Genomic DNA, 26,987 nt, shown 5'->3' on the forward strand with positions numbered 1-26,987 from the left:
TGTTTTAAAATTATTTTATGTCAAAACATCCCTCATCTAATTACCTCCAAAAACGTTTCGTTGCTTGAATGGATCATAATAAATTTCTGTGACCTTAAACTTTCCCTCAATGCGCTTACACTGAACAACAATATCAATCATTGAAATCAACAAACCACGAATATCATCACGCTCTAAATCACTCCCACCTTCACTTTCTTTGACCAAAAGAGTCATTTGCTCAAATGCAGCAAGAGATGTCGACGCATGAACTGTAGTAATTGAACCGGGATGACCTGAATTGACATTCCGTATATAATAAAAAGCAGTGCCATCTCGAAGCTCTTGCAAAAGAATACGATCAGGACGCATCCGTAAAGCAGATTCAAGAAGTTCTTTTGGCCCAACAGAAGCTAAACCTTGACCATCTTTCGAATAAATCATAGATACGTGATTTTGCTGTGGCACAATTAACTCTGGAGTATCTTCAATAGTGATAATACGTTCATCATCTGGGATTTTAGCAATCAGTGCCTTTGATAAAGTAGTTTTTCCAGAGCCTGTTTTTCCAGAAATAAGAATATTTTTTTGCAGCTTTACGGCTTGATTTAAAAAGGAAACAAAATCCCCATTGCAGTATGTCGTAACCAGATCGTGTTCAATGGTTTTTAATTCGTTAATACGAGATTGGTAATCATGCAATAGCGTAAATGACACCTGTTCACAGACTGAAAATAATCCTTTGTCAGCCAGATCTTCAAGTGAAAAATTAAATGATGATGGTTTGCGAATTGTCATACTGAACGCATCTTTTTTCACTGCTGGAGGAATGACAATTTGAATACGCTCATTATCTGGTAAGGTGGCAGATAATATAGGATTTTTATCAGATATATTCTGCTTAGAATAAGAAGCAACGACCTTAGCAATACCCATAAGCTCGCTAAAAGATAAATCCGGTGCTTCTACTGTTTTCCATCCATCAAGCCCTTCAATCATCACTTGATAAGGGCGATTAATGACGATTTCAAAAAGGCTGTCATCTTTCAAGAAATCCCTGATAGGCTTAAGTTTTGTTAAGATAATTGCGATGGTTTCATCGTTTATATTATGTAAAGCTTGATTCATTTCAGGGGTCCTCCAAAATTTTTATGAAAATTCCCTGAAATAGCTCGATTTAAAATACGTTTTTTGCTTTCAACCACCTTTAATCTATAAACATTGGAAAAATCTAAATCACGAGCAACAAAAACATTAACCATTTCACCTTGATTTTTATTCAATGTTGGTGGAATATGAAGATAATTTTCTACGAGAATATTTGCAATATTTTGCCCCGAAGAAGTAATTTCAGAATCTTTTGTTTCAGCTTCACCAGATAAACGACGACTAGCGTAACGTGTTCCAATTTTTACAATTGATAAAAACAGTGCAGAACTGATCCGTTCAAACCAATGATTGTCAATATCACCATCAACACCGGAACGCCCCAAAGAATCCGTTGCCGGTGATGCTAATGTTATAATGATCCCATTTGGAGTTTTAGCTCTCGTCCACAGCACAAAGAGACGATTTTGACCTTTTTTTAACCCAGCACGATATTCGCCAACGATTTGTGTGCCTTTATCAAGTAAAACAACGCGACCGTTATCTGATAAAATATCTCTGGCAACGATACAACTAACAAATCCCTGCTGATCACTACTAATCGCTGTTTCTAAAATACAAGGAATAAAAGCACCCATCGTCATGATATAATTTCTATTACCAAGTGCTGAAGCACGGATCCCCTCAAGAATTGTTGGCTTCAGGAGATGATTAAAGCGTTTTATTCCATCATCATCCCTATTTTCAGTTTTATTCAACTCAGCACCATCGTTATCGGCTCTCGCTTTTACTTGTCTTTGATTAGTAGCAGCATAAGCAAGCACAGGAGCACGTTGTGCTGCCTCTAAAAGTGAATTATCAGAACTTGATTGTCCTATTTGTGGTGTTGGTAACTCAACTTTTGGCAATAAAGACTTATCTTGTTCAACCAATTCGAGAGGTTCAGGTTTTGACCTTTGGGGTTGAAAAAATTCTGTTTGCTTAATTACTGTTTCTTTTGGGATCTCAATAAATTGTTTTTTTTCCTCCGGCAACATTGAATATACCAAATAGCAACAGACACATAAAAGAACGAAACCAGCAACTACTTTGCCCAGATTTAAATGAGCATTTTTTCTTTTACCATCTCTTATGGTATCACGATCATCGATGCTTATTTCATCCATTTCGTCAGTCATGGCGGCTTCCTATATTTACTTTACGTTGTACAGATGGTGATGTCGTACCAGTTTCAGGGTTAATTCCTTCAGGAACAAATCTTGTATTGAAGATGCACAGAACTTCACTGCCACGACGCAAAGTAAATTGCGCAGATATGGCATGAACAATAACTTTATTTCCCTGAATCGATTTTGGGACTAGCGATTCTTGGCCATCAGGCGATACAAGATAAATGGCAGGAATTTCAGCGTTACCTGAAAAAATAAATGTTGTTGTTTTTCCATTATCAAAAACAGAATTTGGTTCAATTAAAAGCGAACCTTGAGCCGTATATGCCCAATTACGTGGCCCAAAATTTTCATGGGCATCTAAAACATCATCAACAAAATCTTCCTCACGCTGCGCAGCCTTTTTTTCCTCAGCTAACTTTTTACGTAAAGCTTCATCTTCTGGATAGCGAAACTTCACAAGAAAATACGTATCACTGCCAGCTGAAACCTCACCTTCACGCACTTTTAATTCAAACTGATAAGACCGTTTTGTCCCATCTTGACGACTCGTTACAATTTGTAGATTGGTAATAGGCTGAACTTCGCGTGCTTTTAGAAAAACAAAATGACTAGCTGGTGCAACTTGCCAAGCAACAGAATTGCCAATACCTACATAAGTAACCTCTTCATCATCAGCAAATTCAATTTGAACTGAAGAGAGTATAGATCCAATAATTTTCGTAACATTATATGGATCATAATCGACAAATCTAATACGATTATCTTTTCGTGCACGAACAGGAGCTGTTTCTGCAAATAACGAGCTCATATAACAACTTATTTCGACAATAAATGCTAAAAAAATTATTCCCAAAAATCTGATCATTCCACCACCTCCGGATCAGATCTGTATTCCAATACTTGAAAACCAAGCGGGTTAACTAATCTATCTTCCGCTGAAATGCCCGCATTAACGTAAGAAAAACTTAAGATAGAAACCCAATGAGAAATATTTTCTTTGTCATTAAATGCCTTAACAGTTTTATAATAGCGTACTTGGATAAGATCCTTGCTTAAAAAGGAAATTGATTTGATTTTTACCGTAACAGTCATCTTTTGATAAGTATTTTGCGGGCTTTCTGGATTATGCCCTGAATACCATTTTGCAAAACGATTTTGTTCTTCTACTGAAGATAAAAGGGAGATTATGCGAAAATTATTTTCTACTTCTGATAATTGAAAGCTTTCACGCGCACGAACATATTTACTTGCAAAGTAGCGCGTTACCGCTTCATCATAATCATTTGGCACATCTTTTAATGCGCTAATGGTATCAACAATTCCTGTTGAATTATCGACGCGGATAACAAAAGGTTCTATCGTTTTTAAAGGCGTTAATGCAGCAACAGCCAAGGCCAGAGCAATTGTCATCAATCCAAAAAGAACCGTTAAAGCCATCGAAATTTTCATCCGCAACCGCATACCATGCATACGATCAATATCGAATGATCGCGCTTCTCTCACATATTGATCAAATGCATCACTTTTCACGTGCCGCCTCCATAGGTGACACTTCACGGTTTACTGAATTCAATAAAGCTGGATTAGATATAACATCAGGGTTTGCTTTTTCACTTTCCAGCATGTTAAGAATAATGGGCGCTGCTACAACCGATTTTACATTTTTTTCTCGGGAAATAACGTCACGACCATTCCAATTCCACTTGTCTTTATTCAAAACACGAGTGTTTCTACCATCACATCGCGGTGGTTTTTTTGTGCCACGAAGGGAGGAACAACCTGTAAAAACGATTGCAATGATTGCAACAACAGTGATTTTTAACTTCATCTTCTAAGCCCATATATAAAAAAAACAATATGTTAATTCTCTCATATTAAGCGCGCTCACAATGAAAATATTGCATCGCATTCTTTTGTGGACATGCTCAGCGCAAAAACAAAAACCACACCCCTTACTAAAAAGTATATGCCATTAAAATGGACCACGACGTTGACCTCCTCCCTTTGCCATTTTAGCTGCCTTAAATGCAGTACCTGCAGCACCAGAAATCTTTGACATTGCATTTTTTGTTGCACCTCCACCTGCTCTAACTCCACTGGAAAGCATAGAAAAAATCTGTCCTCCAGAAGAGGTTGCTGCAGTAAAGTATGGACCACCATTTGCAAGTGCAGTAGCAATGCCAGGAAGTGTGCGAAAAAGAATGGAACCAACAATGGAAACAACGACGACCGGCGGGAAAAGAAGATAAATTGATTCATAAGATTCAGTGAGAACATGCAGAATGATTTTGCACATAATCGTACCAAGCATCATCACCAAAACTTGCAAAACGGTGAAATTGACAAGCGTTGCGATCCATGCATCAGTAAATTTACGAGTTACATTGAACAAATACAAACTAATGAAAAGAGGCCCAAGACCTATAATCATCACAAGAGCAACCTTTGCAAACATCTGAACAATAAAACCAGCCGTACAAAAAATAATAACAGCAAAAATCATTAAAGATCCAAGAAGACCAACCATGATCTTTTCAAGAAACCAAGCGGCAGCTAAAACCTCTTGATAGCGAGCACTTGTTTTTAACAAAATATAATCAAAAACATTAGCACCAGCAGGATTGCCGTTTAGCGCATTGCCAATAGCATTTGCTAAATCTCCAAAAAAAATGCCTTTAACATAGATATTAAATGTATCTGCATTTGTTGCCATTGTTGTAACAACAACGATTTTAACAACATTATCAATGAGACCATGAACTGAAAAGGCAACACGGCCACTCATAATATTGTAACCATACAAAAATACAAAAATGATTGCAGCGAGATTTAACGGTGCAGCGATAGCAGAAGATAAACCACTAATCGTTGAGTTCATCACGTTATCAAACGGTTGCAAAATATAATCAGAAATGCTTTCAAATGGAGCAAACTTAGAATTCGACAGCATATTTCTTAAGTTTCTCTTGTAGTTGTGCTTCAATATTTTTATGTTTTTTCTGTTCTTCCTCTTCACGCATTTCCTCTTTTGTTTTTTCGCTTTTTGCCTTAATCATGGCAAAAGACTGAAGTTTTAGAGAATCCGCTTGCAATCCAGCCTGAAGAACAGCTAATTTTGCATGGATAGCTGCAAATTCTTCTGGTTTTGCCTTTGCAATCTCAGAGCTTATTTCCTCAATTTTTTTTGCATTTGCATTTGCAGATTCCAAAATAGCTTCCGCTGTTTCTGATTTTACCTCTTCTAATTTTTGGCTATTCTCCAATACACTTTTGTAGTAATCATCAGCAATCGGTGCAGTTTGTGCCATTGCACCAGAAATGCAAGACAAAGATAAAAATGTAGCAAGTTTGTACTTTTTCATTGATTTTCTCTCCTCTGATAAAATATGGGCAGCCACTGATCAGGATCAGTTCCATATTCGCTCATAATTTGATTCATGATTTCAACATTCCTAGTTGTGCCACTTAAAACAGCGATCTCATCCTTCATTCCATACAAATTGAGTTCTGCAACAACAGAATTTTGTCCTTGTTTAATAAGAAAACGCCGAGATTCTCTACTTAACTCCGATTGAATTAATTCAAATTCACGCTCGGTTAATTTGAAATTTTCAACGTAATCGTTGTAATTAGCTTTTTGATTGGGAAAAAATATCTGTGTTGGACACTGCTCAATAATTGTATGCGCAATTGCTGAGTTCAAAGCATCCTTAGGACTCTGTGTAGCAAAAAGCATCATGCCATTTTGTTTACGAATTGTCTTAAGACGATCTTGAGCAAAAGCTGTAAATGAATCATCCTCAAGAGCTTTCCAAAATTCATCAACAATAATAATAATACGGCGGCCATCTATAAGATCGAGAATTCGATTAAATAAATACATCATCAAAGGGCGCCGAATTTCTTCATTATTTAAGAAATCGGTCATATCATAACCAATAAATTGTGAATCTAAACTGAGATCGTCTTGATCGTTATCAAAAACCCAACCTAAAGCATTGCCTTTAATCCAACGTTGCAAACGTACAGCAATGCCTTCTTTTGCTGTGTTATCAAAAAACAACTGAAGAGCGCTAAAAGAACGTTGTGCATATGGCAAACTCGCCAAGGAATTGATCGCTCTTTCAATATCTTGTCTTTCTCGTTCTGTGACTGTTTGGCCTTCAATTGTGACAAGTTTTAAAATCCAATCACGAAGAAAGATCTTATTTTTTTCATTGTATTTCAAACCCTTTAATGGAGCAACACCTGTTGGGTCACCATTCTTCAAAGATTTATATTTTCCACCCACAGCACGTACAAAAATCTCGGCTCCCTGATCTTTATCAAAAAAAACCATCGTCGGATTATGCTTTTGCAATTGCGCAAGAAGGAAATTAACAATCACAGTTTTACCAGATCCTGATGGACCACAGACAAAAGTATTGCCAAGATCACCATAATGAAAATTAAAATAATAAGGTGAACAAGCCTGTGTTTTTAATAATGCTACAGCAGATCCCCAAACATTGCCTTCAAATTTACCAATAGGAAACGAATGAAAAGGGGATAAAGCTGCAAAATTTCTACTCGTAATGGCTCCAGATCGTGCACGATAACTAAAATTTCCAGGCAACTGTGCCCACCATGCCGCTTCTAATCCTAGATCTTCTCTTGCTATAACCGCTCCACCATTGGTTAAATGAGAACGTGCTTTCGATAAATGTTCAGCCAAATCCTGCGGTCGATCAGCAAAAACCGCTAAAGAGAGATGGTGTTCACCCAAAACAAAACGATTTGACTCTAAATCATCAAGAGCATCATCGAGAGCATCAATTTGTGAACTAGCACGATCCGCTGCACTAATCATTTGATTTTGCTTACGGCTCATAATGGCATTAGCAACTGCTTTGCTTTTAAAAACAAAGGATTGTGTTAAAATAAATTCGAATGGTGTAGTCAACAAACCATCAGTCATACCAGGACGAGTTCTAGATGGATACTCTTTCCACCCGAACATGCCAACAAATCGTTCACTACTTTCATGACGAATTTCTATAACTTCTTTGCCAAAGATAACACGATCTGAATAAATTGTTGATGCAATAGTTCCAAATGTAAGTGGAATACGCTCACGTCTTCCCCCCACCAACTGATGTAAAAATTCACTTTGTTCAGAAAATAGAATGCCATCATGTTCGTAGACCGACAAAAGACGAGCGTCATAACTTTCTAAGCCCTGTATAAGATCTTGGCTTAACTCCTCTATTTTATAGATGGCCTCAGCATCAGGCTCAGACTGCGTCTTTTTAGCTTTTGTTAATCGCTGAAAAAACGACGTGAGCTGCTCTGTCTTATCTGAAACTGGATTCCATATTAACGAAGCAAAAAGGTCATTTCGATACAATTCTTGCGAAATCATTTTCTTTTTATATTTTTCATCTAATGATGCCGCAAAAGGTGAAAGAAAATGACTCTCTGGATAAAGCGTTTCTCGCCGACGAATGATATGAGAATATAAAGCAACACGTTCATCTGCAATGTTTTTTAAAAGAGTATTGAACTGGTTATGTAAGGAGTTCAACTGATCAATATCTGCAGTATCAAAATTGATACCTCCAATAGAGATAACAGTCATTAAACAGCGTGACTTCAATGCAATAACATGCTTATTAACATGCCTAACATAAGGAATATATTCCTCAGGCAAAGATTCCCGTTTCATGATTGACATCTGTCTCATCCGCTTAACTCCTTATAGTTTCGAACAAGGCATAACGGAGACGTAGATCCCCCCCCCCATCTAGAAAGATTTTTTTGCTTTCCCCGAGTATTGAGCCAAGCAAATAAGACACGAAATTGATTGTGGTCATGTTTTGTTATTTCACGCAAAATAAAATGCAAACCAATACCAAGTCCGATTAACGTAAAATCACTTGTCAGAATGAAAAGGATAGTTGTAGCCATAACATTAAGCGCCATAGCTTCCATCGTGACACCAGCAAACATAGCTGGTCGTGTACATGCGAGAAAAAGAGTATCTTCATTCATTTATTACGTACCCATCAATTTACCAACAACACTAGGCGCACCAAAAACAATGCCAATTCCTAAAATACAATACGAAGTTTTACGTAAATCGATAAACCCAGCCATCCAGCCAATACCTACAGCAGCAACACATATAGTCGCAATGAGCCTTGCTGTTCTGCCTGTCATCATAGTAACAATACTCTGTAAAACATTATCAACATTTCCCAATCCAGGACCAGAAGGAGAAGCAGCATAAGCAAAATTTAATGTAATAAGCACTGCAAAAAACAGCATGACAATAACGAAACTGATTTCTTTGAATACTAGCATTTTACCTCTCTTCAAATTGATACTTAAAGACCAAAATCTCTACTGTCCTAGACTCACAGCCTAAGCTCCTCCTTCCATTTTTTTTGTTTTAAAGCTGTGACAATTGACACAACACACCCCCAAACATCCTTTACTAAAACATGACATTTTTAGTTGTAATGTTTTCTCAGAACAATTTTCAGGTGTGTGATTTTAAAGTGTGTAATTTTATCAAAATGGCAATATCTAAAATGGTAAAATAGTGTTTATGTTTACAAAATGTGATTAATGTGCAACACATAATGGTAAAAATGCTCTTGGAATAAAAGAAATAATTCTATTAAATTAATATGAAAAGGCATAAAAATAATGGTTTTTTTTAACAAATGTGCCAAACAAGTACGATTTAAGCTAATAATCATGGCTTATATTATCGGTTCCATATTGTGGTGGATAATCCAATATAAGGATAAAATTAGCTCTAATATTCTCGAAACATTAAAAATGCAGGATATTATTGGGGAATATTCGAAGAAACAGAATACGTATAAACATAATGCAAAACAACAATTGACAAAAAAATCAGATCTAAATCCCCAAAAGGGCAATTTATTTAAAAATTTAACTGAGTTTAATGGAGTAGCATCCGTTACCAGTGGTGTTACATTTAAATTGATCACTCCCGTCATGGAATCTTGGCGTAAGCACATTGTTCGTAATGTTCACCTATATGGTGTAGACACATGTGCACCACGTCAAAAAGCAAAATTAAAAAATCAAGAATGGCCATGCGGTGCAGTTGTGACAGCTTGGTTGGTCACCAAAACACTCAATCAAAATTTATCGTGTAAACAAGCCATCAAACGCAACAATATCCATTATGCGCAATGTTTTGTCCGAGGAATCGATCTAGCCGAAGCAGGTCTTGCAGAAGGTATATTTATTGTGTCAAAAGACAAAAAAAGCCCCGTTCCAACTCAGTATCTTAATGCTGAAAAAATCGCCCGAAACAACAAAATTGGTCTTTGGTCAAGTGATTTCACCGAACCATCCAAATGGCGACGAGATAATGGATCTTATAACCCCTTTGAGAATTTATTATAAACTTTTTTAAAAATTCAATTTATAACCCTCAACAAAAGAATATTCCTGTTAAGATGCTAGCTGAAAAATATCATCCTCATAATGTTCTTTTAGAGTCTCGAATACTTTAATATAATGCTAAATATAGAGAACTTTATAAAATATCCCTTATCGGAGATACACAATGATGAATTTGCAACAAGTTGGATCTGATATTTTCGTCAGCGCCCAAATCAACATAGAGAATGTAAAAACGCTAGCTGAAGAAGGATTTAAAACTATTGTCTGTAATCGCCCTGATAAAGAAGATCCTCATCAACCTGACTTTTCTATCATTCAAGCAGAAGCTCAAAAATATGGCATAAAAGCCTATCACATTCCACTTACCCCCCCTACTATCAAAGAGTTAGATATTAAAGCCATGAAAAAAATTTTACAAACAGAACCCATGCCTCTTCTTGCCTATTGTCACCGTGGAACGCGCTCTATGCGTCTTTACTATTTAGCATGTCTTTAATCACTTTCCTTAACCAATCAAAAAGAAACAAATTGTAAAATTCTGAACTTAAAAAGAATTATGAAGTTATAGAGCTATGAAATAAGGTGAAGCAATAATGAAATCGAATCTTCATCCCCCTGATGCTCTAACTTATCAACGAAAACTCCATTTATTTTATAATGTCTTAGAATACATTCTTATTATTGCAGTGGGTATGAGCGCTATTTTAGCAACACTCATATCTGTTTCAGATCGCATTAAACTATACTTTTGAAAGTAAGCAACTCGTCTAAATGAGACAATGGTTTGATTGTAGTTAAAATTTCTTTTGCAACTTTTTCATCATTGCGCATTTGCATAATCAAAGCTTCAACCGTATCAAATTTTTCTTGCTTTCGTAAAAATTGTAAAAAAGAAACGGCACAGCTTTCCCCATATAAATCGTCATTAAAATCAAATAAATAAGTTTCCAAAAGAGGCACTCCATTCTCAACAACTGTTGGACGACAACCAAAACTGGCAACCCCATCGTGCAAAACACCATTAGCACGACGCAATCGCACCGCATAAATACCATGCGCCAAATTCGTCTGAGAAGGGAGCATCTGATTGGCAGTAGGAAAACCCAAAAGACGGCCAAATTTTTCACCCTGTATGATGGTTGAACGCACTCTATAATGATATCCTAGTAAATGCGCTGCCCTTGTTGCTTGTCCTTGTGAAAGAAGATAACGAATGAAACTAGAGGATATCGTCTGCAACTGTATATCTTGTTCACTCGCTAAACAAGGAATTTGAATGACTTCAAATCCATATTCTCTTCCTCTCTGCTGAAGAAGACGTGCATTCCCACCTTTCTTATAACCAAATTGAAAATTTTCACCAATCACAACGAGCGAAACATCAAACGTTTTTTTTAAAATTAGATTAATAAACTCATCTGCTGAAAGAGTTGCAAAATGCGTATCAAAGGGCTGCTCAACAACTCCATTAAAACCAAGTATTTTAAAAATTTCAGCCTTTTCAGCAGCCTGTGTCAAACGATCAACAGGAGCAAAATGTTGAAAAAAACTTCTTGGATGCGGTTCAAATGTTAATACAATAACCGGCTTATTTTTGATTTTCCCCAAATCAAGAGCTTTTTGCAGTACTACTTGATGACCACAATGAACACCATCAAAATTTCCAAGCGCTAGCACAGACCCACGCCAAAATGAAGGAAAATAATCAATACCCTGAAGACGCAAAAAATTAGATATTCTAGACATTATTGAAGAGCCCACATTACCGCTTGTGGCTTATAACCATAGTGTTCAAAAAAAGCATGCAAGGCTCCTTTATCCACCACCCCATTTTTCATATAATCGTTGCGATGAATTCCCCCCATGATATAAAGGACATCAAGACCAAAATGAATGGCACCCTTCACATCTGTCAAAAAACCATCTCCAATGGCAAGAACCCGATTTTTTTCTACTGTCCCACAAATTTCCTGAAGTTTATCAAAAGCACATTCATAAATAGGTGCATGGGGTTTTCCAGCAAAACGCACCTCGCCTCCAAGTTGCTGATAAAGACGCGCTAACGCACCAGCGCAAAAAAATTCCTGATTTCCATGATGGACAACAACATCGGGATTCGCACAGATAAAAGGCAAATTCCGAAACCGCATACGATAAAACATATCCTCATAAGCATGGAGCATTGCTTCAAAATCTTCAAGAAAACCACTGCAAACTACCGCCGACGCCTCCCATTCCTCAACAAGTTCACAGTCTAATCCTTCAAATAAGATTAAATCACGTTGTTGACCAATAAAAAAAACTTTTCGCGGTGCAACACGAATAAGATCACGCGTTACATCACCTGAAGTAATGATTGAATCATAATGATCACTATGAATATTCATGCTTTGTAATTGAGCAATAACTCCCTCTCGTGGTCGAGGTGAATTGGTCAAAAAAATAACATTTTTTCCCATTTGTCGAATTTTATGCAATATTTTCAATGCTGGCTCAAAAGCATGTACACCATTATGGACAACGCCCCAAACGTCGCAAAAAATAGCATCATAATGATCTATAAACGTATCGATATGAGAAAGCTCATTCATGTCACACCTGCTTCATATAGAGGGTAATTAAACCAAGGCTATAAAGTTCTGCAGAGATCTCTTCCCCACAAGCTGATAAAACTTAAATACCACAACTTATTCAATCTTGAAAAGACCACAACAATATTATTACAATGCATTGATTTTAAATAAAAATCATAAAATACCTAAAAATAAATCACAAAATGGATAAACATATTGGTTGATAAACCATTTTTAGAATTATTCCAAGAAAACAATCAAAATTACAATAAAACAAAAGGAAATCAAAGCGCTTGACGCACTCTTGTTGACAGAAACATAAACGCCATCGTAAAACACTTTATAGAGAAGTATGACGTTCACACCACTAACCAGATTTTTCCATATGAAAGGACTTTTATTTACTGCTTTATTCTCCCTCCTTTATGACAAACCCAATGTATTTTTATGACTCTGATTAAAAAATTTGCAACTGTTGCTTCAGGAACTTTAATGAGCCGTGCCTTTGGCTTTGTGCGCGAAGTACTGATGGCTGCTGCTCTCGGGACAGGTCCTGCTTCTGACGCATTTAACGCTGCGTTTCGCTTTCCTAACACATTCCGACGTTTTTTTGCCGAAGGTGCATTTAATGCAGCATTTGTTCCTCTTTTTTCAAAAAAAATTACTGAAGATGGAACAGAAACTGCTTGTAAATTTGCAGAAGAAGTATTTGGTGTTCTCTTTTCACTTCTCTTACTCCTAACCATTGCGATGGAATTAAGCATGCCCTTTTTAGTGCGAACCATCATTGCACCAGGATTTGCAGAAGATGCAACAAAATTTAATGCCACAATCCACTTTACTGCAATCATGTTTCCCTATCTCACCTGTATGTCCTTAGCTGCTATGATGGGAGGTATGCTAAATGCTTTACAACGTTATTTTGTCGCAGCTATTGCCCCACTCTTCTTGAATATTATTTTGATTGCTATACTCGCTTATGCTTGGATATATCGGCTTGATGCTTGGAAAATTGGATTAAATCTTTCTTGGGGTGTCATGACGGCAGGGATTCTTCAACTCGTTCTAATTGCAATTGCTTTACACAAAAGTGGCATGAAAATTTCCCTGCATATCCCCTATTTCAGCCCAAATGTTCGTAAACTTTTAACTCTAGCATTTCCTGCTGCAATCACAGGAGGAATTACACAAATCAATTTATTAATCAATACCAATATTGCCTCCAGCCAAGCGGGTGCTGTGTCCTCTTTAGTATATGCTGATCGCCTTTATCAATTACCGCTAGGAGTCGTGGCCATTGCAATTGCAACAGTTCTTTTGCCAGAATTAACAAGAGCCCTACGCAGCAAAAAATACGAAAAAATTCATTATTTGCAAAACAGAGCAATTGAACTAGCCCTATTGCTCACCTTACCTGCATCCATCTCTTTTTTGCTCCTTTCCAATCCCATTGTCAGTTTACTTTTTGAACGTGGGCAATTTACAAGCGAATCAACCCATAATGTTGCACAATTGCTTTGCCTTTACGGATTTGGGCTTCCAGCTTTTGTTCTCATAAAAGTTTTCATTCCTAATTTCTTTGCCCGTGAAGATACAAAAACACCCATGATTTTTACGGCCATCTGTGTTTTTATCAACGTCGGTTTATCCTTAACATTATTCCCCATTTTATCGGCACAAGGCATTGTCATTGCTGAAATTACTTCTGGGTGGATAAACACACTTTTGCTCTGGTGCATCCTTATCAAACGCGGCTATTGGCAACATGACGCAAAATTTATAAAAAGTCTTATACGCCTAGTAGTTGCCTCTCTTTTCAGTGTTATACTTCTTCACTATATGATGGATTTTAACCTGTTGGTCATCTCCTCATCTTTACAAACATCATTTTTTTTGCGCGCTGGAATCTTAGCAGGAACCATAACCATAGCCCTATTGGTGTATTTCTCAGTCTATTTTTTACTTGATATACATTCTTTTTTTCTCACTCTTAAAAATTTTAAACAGCGATTATTCAAATAACGCTTATGATATTTTATCTTGCTTTTGGAAAAGCGCTTTGTCACAAAGCACTGTAATGAACAGCGTCACTGAGAAAGAATTATCCTATGGGCACCTTCACACCACTTGTATTTTCCGGTGTACAACCGAGTGGAAACCTACATCTTGGCAATTATCTTGGAGCTATCAAGCATTGGATTGAACTACAAACATCCCATAACTGTTTGTATTGTGTTGTTGATATGCACGCACTTACTGTTAATCCAGATCCACGAGCCTTACATGAATCAACCAGAGAAGTAACAGCCGCTTTTTTAGCAGCTGGAGTCGATCCTAAAAAGCAAATCATTTTCAACCAATCACAAGTCTCCCAACATGCTGAGTTAGCGTGGATTTTTAATTGTATCGCCCGCATCGGCTGGCTACAGCGCATGACACAATTTAAAGATAAGGCAGGAAAAGATCGCGAACAAGCATCCCTTGGTCTTTTTGCCTATCCAAGCCTGATGGCCGCAGATATTTTGCTTTATCGTGCCACACATGTTCCAGTAGGAGAAGATCAAAAACAACACGTTGAACTAACACGCAATATTGCACAAAAATTTAACAACGATTATGCTTACCGTATTGAAGAATTGAATTTCGGTATCTGTATCAAAGAAGGTGAAGAAAAAAGACAAGGATTTTTTCCAATACCAGAAGCACTTATCGGGGAAACGGCTACACGTGTTATGTCCCTACGTGATGGCACAAAAAAAATGTCTAAATCGGACCCTTCAGATTTTTCACGTATTAATTTAACTGATGATGCTGACCTGATCGTAAAAAAAATCCGCAAAGCGAAAACAGACTCGGCTCCTCTTCCTGATAAACTAAATGCTCTGGAAAAACGACCAGAGGTCAACAATTTGCTTGGTATTTATGCAGCATTTGCAGGAATAAGCAAAGAAAAAGCACTCTCAGAATTTTCTGGAAAACAGTTTTCACTTTTTAAAACGGCCTTAGCTGATCTTGCTATCCACAAGCTAGAACCAATAACTCAAGAACTGCGCCGCCTTCAGAAAGAAAGCAGTTATATTGACTCTGTTTTGCACTGTGGTGCAAAACGTGCTAGTCTGCTCGCAGAAGAAAATATGAAAAAAATACGTGAGATTGTTGGATTTTTATACAGTACGTGAAATAATCGATCTTTAACCGTAGAGAATAGCGAACCACACGTATAATATTGAGAAAACGCATGGTCTCTAAGCGAAAAAAACCTAAAATGAATCAAAAGCGGAAAATTTTGGTTATTATAGACGAAACTCCAGAATGTCAGCGTGCCGTCGCCTTTGCCACACAACACGCTAAGAATACCAATAGGACATTAGTTTTACTTTCTGTCATTGATAATTCAGAATTTCAACATTTTCTAGGTGTAAATGATGTCATGCGGACAGAATCAACACAGCAAGCTTATCGAATATTGAAACAAATCGCAAATGGTATGACACAAACCCTTGCAACAGAAACAATTGTACGTGAAGGCAAAAAAATTGATGAAATTCTTAAATTAATCAATGAAGATAAAGAAATTGCCCTTATTGTTTTAGCTGCCGGTGAACACACAGAAGGACCAGGACCTCTCGTCCAATCAATTGCCAATCGGGGAACAACGTTTTCAATTCCTGTCACCGTTATTCCAAGCAACCTTGCAGATGAAGATATTGAATCTGTCGCTTAAGGATGAATATTTTAGACTTAATGATTTTTCTCAGTCTTAATAACAAAAGGAAAGCATATGTTTATTCAAACTGAAGCCACGCCGAATCCTGCTACACTAAAATTTCTTCCAGGTCGCGTGATTCTTTCTGAGGGTGTTTTAGAATTTCGCACCTATGAGGAAGCTGCTAAAAATTCACCTTTAGCAGCAAAATTGTTTAATATTCCAAACATAAGCAGAGTTTTTTTGGGCTATGATTTTATTACTGTAACCAAAAAAGATGGCGAATGGCAACATCTAAAACCAGCTATTTTGGGAACAATCATGGAACATTTCCTATCTGATGACCCAATCATTGCTGACAATACAACCGTTCAGGAACAAACAACAGCGCTTAACGAAGAGTTTTATGACAAAAAAGACACCGATATTGTTTTAACAATTAAGGAATTGCTTGAAACACGAGTTCGCCCAGCCGTTGCCAATGATGGTGGAGACATCACTTTTCGTGGATTTGAAAACGGTATTGTTTACCTCAATATGCGCGGAGCTTGCGCTGGCTGCCCCTCTTCAACAGCAACACTTAAACATGGCATTGAAAATCTTTTACGACACTTTATCCCAGAAGTTTTAGGTGTTGAAGCAATGCCTCAATAAGTCGAATTAGAACAAAAATCTGATTAAAGTTATATGAAATGAAAAAAAACGGATCAGTTCGATCCGTTTTTAATCTTTATGCTGGGAACTTAGAAATCCATTCCACCCATTCCACCCATTCCGCCACCAGGCATTGGAGGCATTGGAGTATCTTTCTTTGGTAGTTCAGCAACCATCGCTTCTGTCGTGATAAGAAGACTTGCAATTGAAGCAGCATTCTGAAGAGCAGAACGTACAACCTTCACTGGATCAACAATTCCCAAAGAAATCAAGTCGCCAAATTGACCCGTTGCTGTATTATAACCAAATGTATCTGAATTGTTTTCAAGTACCTTGCCAACAATAATCGCAGCTTCTTCACCTGCATTTGTTGCAATCTGACGTGCCGGCGCCTGTAATGCACGACGGACAATGGCAATACCAGCTTCTTGATCAGGATTACTTCCTTTAACAGTAAGTGCATTTGCAGCACGCAGCAATGCAGTTCCACCACCTGCCACGATACCTTCTTCTACCGCCGCACGTGTTGCATTTAAAGCATCATCAACACGGTCTTTCTTTTCTTTCACTTCAACTTCTGTTGCACCACCAACGCGTATAACTGCAACACCACCAGCAAGTTTAGCGAGTCTTTCTTGTAATTTCTCGCGATCATAGTCAGAAGTTGTCTCTTCAATCTGAACCTTGATCTGGTTGACACGAGCACTAATTTCAGCTTTCTGTCCAGCACCATCAACAATTGTCGTAGCTTCTTTAGAAATATTTACTTTCTTTGCACGACCAAGCATATTCAAAGTAACATTTTCTAATTTGATGCCAACGTCTTCAGAAATAACCTGACCAGATGTCAAGATTGCGATATCTTCTAACATTGCCTTACGACGATCACCAAATCCAGGAGCCTTCACAGCAGCAATTTTTAAACCACCACGCAGCTTGTTAACAACAAGCGTTGCCAAGGCCTCACCTTCCACATCTTCAGCAATAATGAGAAGCGGTTTACCAGACTGCACAACAGCTTCAAGAACTGGAAGCAAAGACTGAAGATTAGAGAGCTTCTTTTCGTGAATAAGAATATAAGGATCGTCAAGATCGGCTACCATTTTATCAGCATTGGTAACAAAGTAAGGCGAAAGATACCCACGATCAAACTGCATTCCTTCAACAACTTCCAATTCTGTTTCAGCAGTTTTTGCTTCTTCAACGGTAATGACGCCTTCATTACCAACCTTTTCCATAGCATCAGCAATCATTTTACCAATTTCAGCAGCACCATTAGCTGAAATTGTTCCTACCTGTGCAATTTCTGCTGAAGTTTGGATTTTTTTCGCTTTTTTGAAAAGATTCGTCACAACTTCATCGACAGCAGCATCAATTCCACGTTTAAGATCCATTGGGTTCATACCCGCCGCAACAGCTTTTACACCTTCTTGAACGATAGCTTGCCCCAAAACGGTTGCCGTTGTTGTTCCATCACCAGCGATATCGTTTGTCTTGGAAGCAACTTCGCGCAACATCTGCGCACCCATGTTCTCAAACTTATCTTCCAGTTCAATTTCTTTTGCAACAGATACACCATCTTTTGTGATGCGAGGTGCACCAAATGATTTATCAATCACAACATTACGACCTTTAGGGCCTAGCGTTACCTTAACAGCATTAGCAAGGATATCAACACCGCGTAACAAACGCTCACGCGCTTCACGGCCAAATTTGACTTCTTTAGCAGCCATTTAATCTCTCCTTGGATTATCTTCAATAGTACGAAATGAAAAAATTGAGAGGATACATTATCCCAAAATTCCCATAATATCGGATTCTTTCATAATTAAGAGATCTTCACCGTTGATCTTTACTTCGGTTCCAGACCACTTGCCAAACAAGATACGATCTCCTGTTTTAACTTCTAAAGGCACGCGCTTTCCGTTATCGTCGAGGGCACCGTTACCAATAGCAATAACTTCACCTTCTTGAGGTTTTTCTTTAGCTGTATCAGGAATGATAATCCCACCAGCAGTTTTATTTTCAGATTCAACCCGACGAACAACGACACGGTCGTGAAGTGGGCGGAATTGTATGTTAGCCATGTTCAAAATCCTTAAAACTTAATATAATTTGGATTAATTTTAAGCTCTTGTTAGCACTCTAAAAGAATGAGTGCTAACATGGATTAGAATATAAAATTACCTCTCAACAATGTCAAGAATTCTTCAAAAATAATTTAGCTTTAAAAATATTTTAAAGTCTTGCCTCTTTTTTCTATTTTGCGCTATCTAACTCTTTATGAACCATGAACCGGTAAACATAAAAGGATTTTATTATGGTTGATACACGGCTGGAAACCGATAGCTTTGGAACAATTTCGGTGAGACAAGATCGCTATTGGGGAGCGCAAACAGAGCGTTCCCTGCACAATTTTAATATTGGTACAGAAAAACAACCACGCACCATCATCTATGCCTTAAGCCTAATTAAAAAGGCTGCTGCTATCGTTAATATGGAAAAAGGAAAGCTTCCACAAAATATAGGGAAAGCAATCATTTCCGCAGCAGATGAAGTACTCTCTGGTACATTCGATACGCATTTTCCACTTTCCGTTTGGCAAACTGGTTCCGGCACACAAAGTAATATGAACGTCAATGAAGTAATTGCCAACCATGCCAGCCTACTTTTGGGAGGACAGCTTGGGAAAAAAGAACCAGTCCATCCCAATGATCACGTTAATATGAGCCAATCGTCAAACGATTCCTTCCCAACAGCACTGCACATTGCAACAACCTTACAAACACGACAGCACCTATTTCCAATTCTTGAAGCTCTTATCACAACTTTTAAAAAGAAAGAGGAAGAGTTTTCCGACATCATAAAAATTGGACGTACCCATACTCAGGATGCAACACCTTTAACCTTGGGACAGGAATTTTCAGGCTATCGAGCAGCCCTAGAAGACAACCGAAAACGCATTGAAACGGCACTAACCGATGTTCAAATGCTAGCTCAAGGCGGCACAGCCGTTGGAACAGGATTAAATGCACCAAAAGGGTTTGACATCGCATTTGCAAAAACCATTAGCAAGCTTACGGGAATAACCTTCACAACTGCCAAAAATAAATTTGAAGCCCTTGCTCATCATGGAGCCCTTACGCATTTCCACGGAAGCTTGAATGCCTTAGCAGCTGATTTATTTAAAATTGCCAATGATATTCGGTTTTTGGGATCGGGCCCCCGCTCAGGACTGGGCGAACTCAACCTTCCAGAAAATGAGCCAGGATCTTCCATTATGCCAGGAAAAGTAAACCCAACACAATGTGAAGCAATGACCATGGTTGCATGCCAAGTTTTTGGTAATAACACAAGCGTGACATTTGCGGCCAGCCAAGGACACTTTGAACTGAATGTTTACAAGCCAGTGATTGGCTACAATGTTTTGCAATCGATAAATCTTCTTGGTGATTGTATGCGTTCTTTTGATATACATTGCATTCAAGGATTACAAGCTAATCGTGTTCATATTCACTCTCTTATGGAACGTTCTCTCATGCTCGTCACTGCTCTTGCTCCTAAAATCGGTTATGAAAAAGCCGCTGAAATTGCCAAAGCAGCACATAAAAACGATACAACTTTACGTACTGAAGCTATAAAAGCTGGTGTTTCTGCCGATGATTATGACCAACTAGTCGATCCTAAAAAAATGATTCATCCACAAGAACCAAAATAATTAAAAATCTTGCGTGATCGCATACCCTATGTGATCACGCAGCGTCTTTGTAATCTAACTGCTACTACATGGGTAAAACAGCAAAACTCATCCGTAATTATAGATGAGTTTTTAAAATACCCCTTAAAATCAGTGATTAATTCCACTTGACGTTCACATGAAATATCTGCAAACTCCCCCATTCTACCGTACTTCTTAAAGCATATAAGCTTTTTAAATACGCAATCTTTTATTTGGTACATAATTCTTTTACAAGGAAAGCAGGAGCATAACCATGATAAAAAAAAGAGTTCCCAATGTAACCTTTCATACACGCGTGCGTGATGAATCAATGAGCGGAAACAATCCTTACCGCTGGCAAGACGTCAACAGCGATTCTTATTTTAAAGGCAAACGGGTTATCCTTTTTTCCCTCCCTGGAGCTTTTACACCTACCTGCTCGACCTTCCAGCTCCCTGATTTTGAAAAACTCTATGATGAATTTAAAAAAGTTGGTATCGATGAAATTTACTGCCTTTCCGTTAATGATGCCTTCGTTATGAATGCTTGGGGAAAAGATCAAAATATAAAAAACATAAAACTAATTCCTGATGGCTCAGGTGAGTTCACACGCAAGATGGGAATGCTAGTCGCTAAAGATAATATCGGTTTTGGAATGCGGTCATGGCGCTATGCCGCTGTAATTAATGACGGTATTATTGAAAAGTTTTTTGTAGAAGAAGGCCTTTCAGACAACTGTACAACAGATCCTTATGAAATTTCTTCACCCCAAAACATTTTAAAAACATTGCAAAGCTAATTTTAAATCCAAACATTCCATTTAAATTAAAAAGCACAAGCTCCTTTCCAAAAGGGTTTGTGCTTTTTTTCTGAATTTATCAACCTAAAAATCAATCCCTTTAAGCATAGAATTGTCCTCAAAGCATTCAGTCTTATTTTTGCAGAGCTAAAATATCTTTAACCGCTTTAACCAATTGATCTTCATCAATGGTTATTTGCGCTGGTCGACTTTCGCGCCATGTTTTATTATCCTTTATTTCATAAGATAAACGCGCACCTTCAATTAAATCTTTTATTTGTATTTTCCTATCTTTGCGCTCCTGTGAGCCCTGTATAACAACACAAGGAGCATTCCGGCGATCAGCATATTTCATTTGCGCTTTAATTCCTGAACCTCCCAAATAAAGCTCTGAACGAATACCAGCATTACGCAACTGCATTACCATTTTTTGATACTGCGCAACAACTTCTGGATCCTTATCCATCATTAAAACAACTACAGGGCCAATATTTTTCTTAACAGGCAATTTTCCAAGATTATGTAAGGCAGATATCAAACGCGATACCCCTATGGAAAACCCCGTTGCTGGAACATTATCACTTCGAAAGCGGGAAATTAATCCATCATAGCGCCCACCACCACCAACAGATCCAAAAACAACTTTTTGGCCATCATCATTGAGAACATCAAAAAGCAATGCAGCTTCAAAAACTGGCCCTGTATAATAATCCAAGCCACGCACAATTGATGGATCAATTCTGATACAATCTTGATAACCATTTTCAATAAAAATAGCTTGCATTTCCTCAAGTTCTCGAATTCCTTCACATCCAAGAAGATGACTTCCTACCACTCGTCTAAGAGCATCGATTGTCTCATCCACCTTTGCTGTCTCAACAGCGATTAGAGAAAGGATACTGTCAATCTCTTTATCTTTAAGCTCTGCTCCCTTCGTAAAATCACCACTTTCATCCAAGCGCCCCCGACCTAAAAGCAACCTCACCTCTTCAGTACCAAATTTATCCAATTTATCGATTGCCCGAAGAACAGTTAAACGTTTTTCATCTTGTCCACTTCCCCCCAAACCAATTTTTTCCAAAACAGCATCAAGAATTTTTCGATTGTTAAGGCGAATAACATAATCACTCTGTTGAATTCCTAACTTTTTAAAACTATCGACTGCCATCATACAAATTTCTGCATCAGCAGCTACAGTTGGTGCTCCAACAATGTCGGCATCAAACTGCATAAATTGCCGAAACCGCCCAGGTCCAGGTTTTTCATTGCGAAATACAAAACCAAAACGATAACTACGATAAGGTTTTGACAAAATTTCAAAATTCTCTGCAAAATGGCGAGCAAGAGACGCTGTGAGATCATAACGCAAAGACATCCATTGTTCATCATCATCCTGCAAAGAAAAAATACCCGCATTTGGACGATCAGAATCTGGTAAAAATTTACCCAATACATCTGTATATTCAAAAATCGGTGTTTCAAGCGCTTCAAATCCATAAAGTTCATAAACCTCACGAATCTGAGTAATCATGGATTCAGCCGCATACAACTGTGCACTGATACGATCAACAAACCCCCTCGGTAAACGAGCTTTGATCTTTTCTTGTTTTGATGACATAAACTGATTTCTCTAACAACAACATGTATTTATAGACTTTTCTGTGTCTATCTTATAGAAAAGCATCCTGCAATGACTTTATAGAGCAGATCTATTCTATATCATATATTTTTAGATAGAACTTACGTTTAGATTATTAAGTTATTGTTTACAATTGCTTTATTTTATTAATTTTATTGATAATTATGTTTTTTTGGAACATAATTTGTGATGAGACATTTTATCTCCACTATCATTGAAGGAGATAAAGACATGGAAACCCGCATTCCAGGCGACACATCATTCGATACACATTTTCTTGAAGAGACTTCGTTAGAGGATCAATATCCTCTTTTTCACATACCTATTTCATGGTCAGCAATTTTTGCAGGACTTGTTACAGCCCTTGCAACCTCTATCTGCTTATCTTTTCTAGTTGCAGCCTTGGGACTAGGTCATTTTGACCTTTATTCCTCATCACCTTTTAAAAGCACCCTTTTCTCCGTTGGCATTGGTTCCCTTATTATTATGCTTATCAGCCTCGCTGGTGGCAGTTTTGTTGCAGGTCGTTTTGCTGAAGCATCAGGAGCCATTCATGGTTTTTTAACTTGGGCTCTCTTAACGCTCATTATGGCGATCCAAACCATTCTGTTTATCTCAAGTTCAGCCCACTTGGGTGCTCAGGCTGTCTCATCTAACATCGCAGAAACAAAACAATCCATAACGGACAAAATAATAGATATAATCCCCTTCCTCTCCAGATTAGATAATGAGAACTTTGAAAGCCTTCTACGACCAAAGAATGACAATGGAATCGACTTTGATCAACTTCACAACGAGATATACGTTGTTCTCAACAACAATGAGATTCCTGCTCTTAATCCCGAACGCTTGAAGCAATCCTATCAAGAAGCCTTAGAGGAAATTGATGCAACAATCACAGCTTTCAAGAATGATCCATCTCACTATAGCACTTATCTTAAGGATTTGAAGAACTATCTTTCTTCTCGTGCGCAAGCTATGAATACCCATATTGATAAAAAAGCCATCATTGATAGCCTAATAACGCGCGGAGTTTCCCACTCAGATGCACAAAAGATGGCCAACCACGCACTTGATCTCTATCATTCAGCAGAAACAAAAACTGAGAAAGCAATCAAAGCCCTTGAAGAACAAGCTAATCTACTATCTCAAAAGATAAATCTTCCAACGAAAGATTCTAGTCGCCTTGCAGATAAAGCCGTAAATACGGCATCTAATATCGGATGGTGGGGTTTTTTAGGCGGTCTGATTGGAGCCATTATTTCTAGTATTTTTGGTTATTATGGTTACCGAAGCCGTAAACATTTCTTCATGCCTTAAAAACCTTTTGTTCTGTATCAGGATCGATCCGATAAAGACTGCACAATATGTGCAGTCTTTTATCTATAAAGTTCATAATTTTTTCGCGCAACAATACCCATAACCACATCTATCCCATCCCATTCAGTTATCCACAATGGTTCTTCATCTAAATTTCGCAAAGAATACAAAAATATTTGCTTATGAAGAAAATGCCAATTTGAGTTTCCGTCTTAATAAGACACATCATCCATAATAGTATCTTCCCCTATATAGATTTTTTATACAAGGCCACTCATAGCCGACATCATGCAGTCGCAATTTTGCGTTATGGAACAAGCACACTAGAAAGAAACACCCCGTCAATGATAAAGAGAGGCACTCTTTTCTTTTTAATCATGAATTAATCGAAAGATTCTCTTGGTTGCGGGGGCAGGATTTGAACCTGCGGCCTTCAGGTTATGAGCCTGACGAGCTACCGGGCTGCTCCACCCCGCGCCACGAAAATTAGAATAAAGATAAAATTCTGTCCAGCTTCAGATTTTGCGAAGATTATCCTATGCACTTAGCAGACCTGGCAGCGACTTACTCTCCCGTGCCTTAAGGCAAAGTACCATCAGCGCTGGAACGTTTCACGGCCGAGTTCGGGATGGGATCGGGTGCGTTCGCTCCGCCATAACCACCAAGTCAGCAAAGAGCATATAATAACGAGAAGCAAGTACCTTCATATATCCATACAATGAATACAGGAAATGGGAACGATCAAGCCGATCGAACTATTAGTATCAGTAAGCTTCATGTGTTACCACACTTCCACACCTGACCTATCAACGTGGTGGTCTACCACGGTTCTCAGGGAATACTTGTTTTCAGGTGAGTTTCCCGCTTAGATGCCTTCAGCGGTTATCTCGTCCGTATATAGCTACCCTGCTATGCGGCTGGCGCCACAACAGGTCCACCAGAGATACGTCCATCCCGGTCCTCTCGTACTAGGGACAGGTCCTGTCAATATTCCTACACCCACGGCAGATAGGGACCGAACTGTCTCACGACGTTCTGAACCCAACTCACGTACCGCTTTAAATGGCGAACAGCCATACCCTTGGGACCTGCTCCAGCCCCAGGATGCGATGAGTCGACATCGAGGTGCCAAACAACCCCGTCGATATGGACTCTTGGGGGTCATCAGCCTGTTATCCCCGGCGTACCTTTTATCCGTTGAGCGATGGCCCTTCCACACGGGACCACCGGATCACTATGACCGTCTTTCGACTCTGCTCGACTTGTCAGTCTTACAGTCAGGCAGGCTTATGCCATTGCACTCAACAAACGATTTCCGACCGTTCTGAGCCTACCATCGCGCGCCTCCGTTACTCTTTAGGAGGCGACCGCCCCAGTCAAACTACCCACCATACACGGTCCCGAATCCGGATAACGGACTGCGGTTAGACATCCATATCGGTAAGGGTGGTATTTCAAGGATGACTCCACAAAGGCTGACGCCCCTGCTTCAAAGTCTACCACCTATCCTACACATACAGACACAAATGCCAGTGTAAAGCTATAGTAAAGGTGCACGGGGTCTTTCCGTCTAACCGCAGGAACCCCGCATCTTCACGGGGAGTTCAATTTCACTGAGTCTACGTTGGAGACAGCGGGGAAGTCGTTACGCCATTCGTGCAGGTCGGAACTTACCCGACAAGGAATTTCGCTACCTTAGGACCGTTATAGTTACGGCCGCCGTTTACTGGGGCTTCAATTCAATGCTTGCACATCTCCTCTTAACCTTCCAGCACCGGGCAGGCGTCAGACCCTATACGTCGTCTTACGACTTCGCAGAGCCCTATGTTTTTGGTAAACAGTCACTACCCCCTGGTCTGTGCCACCCTTTAACGGTTGCCCGCTAAAAGGTCACGCTTCTTCCGAAGTTACGCGTGCAATTTGCCGAGTTCCTTCAACGTAGTTCTCTCAAGCGCCTTGGTATTCTCTACCAGTCCACCTGTGTCGGTTTCGGGTACGGTCTATACGTGGGAGCTATTTCCTGGAACTGCTTCACTGCAAGATCAATCCAATAAGACCTTACAATATACGCAATCCGTCACTACCCACAGGTCCACGAATATTAACGTGGTTCCCATCGACTACGCCTTTCGGCCTCGCCTTAGGGGCCGACTAACCCTGCTCAGATTAACTTTAAGCAGGAACCCTTGGACTTTCGGCGAGGGAGTCTCTCACTCCCTTTATCGTTACTCATGTCAGCATTCTCACTTCCGATACCTCCAGGAGCTCTCGCGAGTCTCCCTTCACAGGCTTACGGAACGCTCCGCTACCACTTACTCATAAGAGTAAATCCACAGCTTCGGTGTATGGCTTTAGCCCCGTTACATTTTCGGCGCAGGGACCCTTATTTAGACCAGTGAGCTGTTACGCTTTCTTTAAATGGTGGCTGCTTCTAAGCCAACATCCTGGTTGTTTTGGGATCCTCACATCCTTTCCCACTTAGCCATAACTTGGGGACCTTAGATGGTGGTCAGGGTTGTTTCCCTTTTCACGACGGACGTTAGCACCCGCCGTGTGTCTGCCAGTTAGTTCTTCTAGGTATTCGGAGTTTGGTTAGGTTTGGTAATCCGGTGAGGACCCCTAGCCCATCCAGTGCTCTACCCCCTAGAGAATAAGACTGACGCTCTACCTAAATAGATTTCGCGGAGAACCAGCTATTTCCGAGTTTGATTGGCCTTTCACCCCTAGCCACAAGTCATCCCAATCTATTGCAACAGATACGGGTTCGGCCCTTCAGTAAGTGTTACCTTACCTTCAGCCTGCTCATGGCTAGATCACTCGGTTTCGGGTCTAATCCAACGAACTGAACGCCCTATTCAGACTCGCTTTCGCTACGCCTACACCTATCGGCTTAAG

The 26,987-nt window shown here is 39.0% G+C and carries 25 protein-coding genes, 1 tRNA gene and 2 rRNA genes (1 of these 28 cut by a window edge); 10 read left to right on the plus strand and 18 right to left on the minus strand.

The window, feature by feature from the left end; translation table 11 throughout:
* Positions 1-36 precede the first annotated feature (36 nt).
* The 10 genes from virB11 to V4P54_RS04385 all read right to left on the minus strand — a co-directional run bounded on the left by virB11 (position 37) and on the right by V4P54_RS04385 (position 8,600).
* The gene (gene virB11, locus V4P54_RS04340) at positions 37-1,107 is read right to left on the minus strand and encodes a P-type DNA transfer ATPase VirB11 (RefSeq protein ID WP_455476820.1); all 1,071 of its coding nucleotides are present in this window, start codon (positions 1,105-1,107) and stop codon (positions 37-39) included.
* Positions 1,104-2,264, minus strand: coding sequence for a type IV secretion system protein VirB10 (gene virB10, locus V4P54_RS04345; protein ID WP_455476821.1), 1,161 nt, complete (start codon positions 2,262-2,264; stop codon positions 1,104-1,106). Before virB10 ends, virB11 begins: the two co-directional genes overlap by 4 nt.
* A complete protein-coding gene (gene virB9, locus V4P54_RS04350; RefSeq protein ID WP_455476822.1) occupies positions 2,257-3,123 on the minus strand; it encodes a P-type conjugative transfer protein VirB9 in 867 nt (288 codons plus the stop codon). Before virB9 ends, virB10 begins: the two co-directional genes overlap by 8 nt.
* Positions 3,120-3,788: a virB8 family protein gene (locus tag V4P54_RS04355; protein WP_455476823.1), complete on the minus strand. Its 669-nt coding sequence runs from the start codon at positions 3,786-3,788 to the stop codon at positions 3,120-3,122. The genes virB9 and V4P54_RS04355 overlap by 4 nt, the downstream gene beginning before the upstream one ends.
* Complete coding sequence (locus V4P54_RS04360) at positions 3,778-4,086, minus strand: type IV secretion system protein VirB7 (RefSeq protein ID WP_455476824.1); 309 nt, start codon at positions 4,084-4,086, stop codon at positions 3,778-3,780. The genes V4P54_RS04355 and V4P54_RS04360 overlap by 11 nt, the downstream gene beginning before the upstream one ends.
* Positions 4,087-4,230: 144 nt before the next feature.
* On the minus strand, positions 4,231-5,205 hold the full coding sequence (locus V4P54_RS04365) for a type IV secretion system protein (protein WP_455477686.1): 975 nt from the start codon (positions 5,203-5,205) through the stop codon (positions 4,231-4,233).
* Entirely contained in the window at positions 5,192-5,620 is a 429-nt protein-coding gene (locus V4P54_RS04370) for a type IV secretion system protein (protein ID WP_455476825.1), read from the minus strand. Before V4P54_RS04370 ends, V4P54_RS04365 begins: the two co-directional genes overlap by 14 nt.
* On the minus strand, positions 5,617-7,971 hold the full coding sequence (locus tag V4P54_RS04375) for a VirB4 family type IV secretion/conjugal transfer ATPase (RefSeq protein ID WP_455477687.1): 2,355 nt from the start codon (positions 7,969-7,971) through the stop codon (positions 5,617-5,619). The genes V4P54_RS04370 and V4P54_RS04375 overlap by 4 nt, the downstream gene beginning before the upstream one ends.
* 5 nt (positions 7,972-7,976) lie before the next feature.
* Entirely contained in the window at positions 7,977-8,288 is a 312-nt protein-coding gene (locus V4P54_RS04380) for a type IV secretion system protein VirB3 (RefSeq protein WP_455476826.1), read from the minus strand.
* 3 nt (positions 8,289-8,291) lie between these two features.
* The gene (locus tag V4P54_RS04385; RefSeq protein ID WP_455476827.1) at positions 8,292-8,600 is read right to left on the minus strand and encodes a TrbC/VirB2 family protein; all 309 of its coding nucleotides are present in this window, start codon (positions 8,598-8,600) and stop codon (positions 8,292-8,294) included.
* Positions 8,601-8,948: 348 nt separating this feature from the next.
* Here V4P54_RS04385 and V4P54_RS04390 point away from each other — a divergent pair, with 348 nt between their 5' ends.
* From V4P54_RS04390 to V4P54_RS04400, 3 genes are all read left to right on the plus strand, one after another.
* Positions 8,949-9,683 (plus strand): hypothetical protein, encoded by a 735-nt coding sequence (locus tag V4P54_RS04390; RefSeq protein WP_455476828.1) that lies wholly within the window; start codon positions 8,949-8,951, stop codon positions 9,681-9,683.
* A 166-nt stretch (positions 9,684-9,849) separates the two neighbouring features.
* On the plus strand, positions 9,850-10,179 hold the full coding sequence (locus V4P54_RS04395) for a TIGR01244 family sulfur transferase (RefSeq protein ID WP_455477688.1): 330 nt from the start codon (positions 9,850-9,852) through the stop codon (positions 10,177-10,179).
* Positions 10,180-10,276: 97 nt separating this feature from the next.
* Complete coding sequence (locus tag V4P54_RS04400) at positions 10,277-10,435, plus strand: hypothetical protein (protein WP_455476829.1); 159 nt, start codon at positions 10,277-10,279, stop codon at positions 10,433-10,435.
* Here the strand turns inward: V4P54_RS04400 and V4P54_RS04405 are convergent.
* On the minus strand, positions 10,419-11,420 hold the full coding sequence (locus V4P54_RS04405) for a bifunctional riboflavin kinase/FAD synthetase (protein ID WP_455477689.1): 1,002 nt from the start codon (positions 11,418-11,420) through the stop codon (positions 10,419-10,421). The genes V4P54_RS04400 and V4P54_RS04405 overlap by 17 nt on opposite strands.
* Before the next feature lie 8 nt (positions 11,421-11,428).
* A complete protein-coding gene (locus tag V4P54_RS04410) occupies positions 11,429-12,274 on the minus strand; it encodes a TIGR01459 family HAD-type hydrolase (RefSeq protein ID WP_455476830.1) in 846 nt (281 codons plus the stop codon).
* 429 nt (positions 12,275-12,703) lie between these two features.
* On the opposite strand from V4P54_RS04410, the gene murJ reads away from it, so the two are divergent.
* From murJ to V4P54_RS04430, 4 genes are all read left to right on the plus strand, one after another.
* Complete coding sequence (murJ, locus tag V4P54_RS04415; protein ID WP_455476831.1) at positions 12,704-14,278, plus strand: murein biosynthesis integral membrane protein MurJ; 1,575 nt, start codon at positions 12,704-12,706, stop codon at positions 14,276-14,278.
* A gap of 86 nt (positions 14,279-14,364) precedes the next feature.
* Entirely contained in the window at positions 14,365-15,435 is a 1,071-nt protein-coding gene (trpS, locus tag V4P54_RS04420) for a tryptophan--tRNA ligase (protein WP_455476832.1), read from the plus strand.
* A gap of 59 nt (positions 15,436-15,494) precedes the next feature.
* Positions 15,495-15,980, plus strand: a complete 486-nt coding sequence (locus V4P54_RS04425) for a universal stress protein (protein WP_455476833.1) — start codon at positions 15,495-15,497, stop codon at positions 15,978-15,980.
* Positions 15,981-16,037: 57 nt separating this feature from the next.
* On the plus strand, positions 16,038-16,616 hold the full coding sequence (locus V4P54_RS04430; protein ID WP_455476834.1) for a NifU family protein: 579 nt from the start codon (positions 16,038-16,040) through the stop codon (positions 16,614-16,616).
* An 89-nt stretch (positions 16,617-16,705) separates the two neighbouring features.
* On the opposite strand, the gene groL is transcribed toward V4P54_RS04430, so the two are convergent.
* On the minus strand, positions 16,706-18,349 hold the full coding sequence (groL, locus tag V4P54_RS04435; RefSeq protein ID WP_455476835.1) for a chaperonin GroEL: 1,644 nt from the start codon (positions 18,347-18,349) through the stop codon (positions 16,706-16,708).
* Between the two features lie 57 nt (positions 18,350-18,406).
* Complete coding sequence (gene groES / locus V4P54_RS04440) at positions 18,407-18,703, minus strand: co-chaperone GroES (RefSeq protein WP_005864441.1); 297 nt, start codon at positions 18,701-18,703, stop codon at positions 18,407-18,409.
* 233 nt (positions 18,704-18,936) lie between these two features.
* Between groES and fumC the strand changes: the two genes are divergently transcribed.
* On the plus strand, positions 18,937-20,334 hold the full coding sequence (gene fumC, locus V4P54_RS04445) for a class II fumarate hydratase (RefSeq protein ID WP_455476836.1): 1,398 nt from the start codon (positions 18,937-18,939) through the stop codon (positions 20,332-20,334).
* A 274-nt stretch (positions 20,335-20,608) separates the two neighbouring features.
* A complete protein-coding gene (locus V4P54_RS04450) occupies positions 20,609-21,133 on the plus strand; it encodes a redoxin family protein (RefSeq protein ID WP_455476837.1) in 525 nt (174 codons plus the stop codon).
* Positions 21,134-21,266: 133 nt separating this feature from the next.
* Here V4P54_RS04450 and hisS read toward each other — a convergent pair whose 3' ends face one another.
* Positions 21,267-22,751, minus strand: coding sequence for a histidine--tRNA ligase (hisS, locus tag V4P54_RS04455; RefSeq protein WP_455476838.1), 1,485 nt, complete (start codon positions 22,749-22,751; stop codon positions 21,267-21,269).
* Positions 22,752-23,003: 252 nt separating this feature from the next.
* Here hisS and V4P54_RS04460 point away from each other — a divergent pair, with 252 nt between their 5' ends.
* Positions 23,004-24,092 (plus strand): DUF3792 domain-containing protein, encoded by a 1,089-nt coding sequence (locus V4P54_RS04460; RefSeq protein WP_455477682.1) that lies wholly within the window; start codon positions 23,004-23,006, stop codon positions 24,090-24,092.
* A gap of 400 nt (positions 24,093-24,492) precedes the next feature.
* Here the strand turns inward: V4P54_RS04460 and V4P54_RS04465 are convergent.
* The 3 genes from V4P54_RS04465 to V4P54_RS04475 form a co-directional block, all read right to left on the minus strand.
* A tRNA-Met gene (locus V4P54_RS04465) sits at positions 24,493-24,569 on the minus strand.
* Positions 24,570-24,643: 74 nt separating this feature from the next.
* Positions 24,644-24,758 (minus strand): 5S ribosomal RNA (gene rrf, locus V4P54_RS04470).
* Positions 24,759-24,829: 71 nt separating this feature from the next.
* Positions 24,830-26,987: ribosomal RNA gene (locus V4P54_RS04475) — 23S ribosomal RNA — on the minus strand (it continues 652 nt past the right edge of the window).

It is taken from the genome of Bartonella sp. B41 (assembly GCF_053795765.1).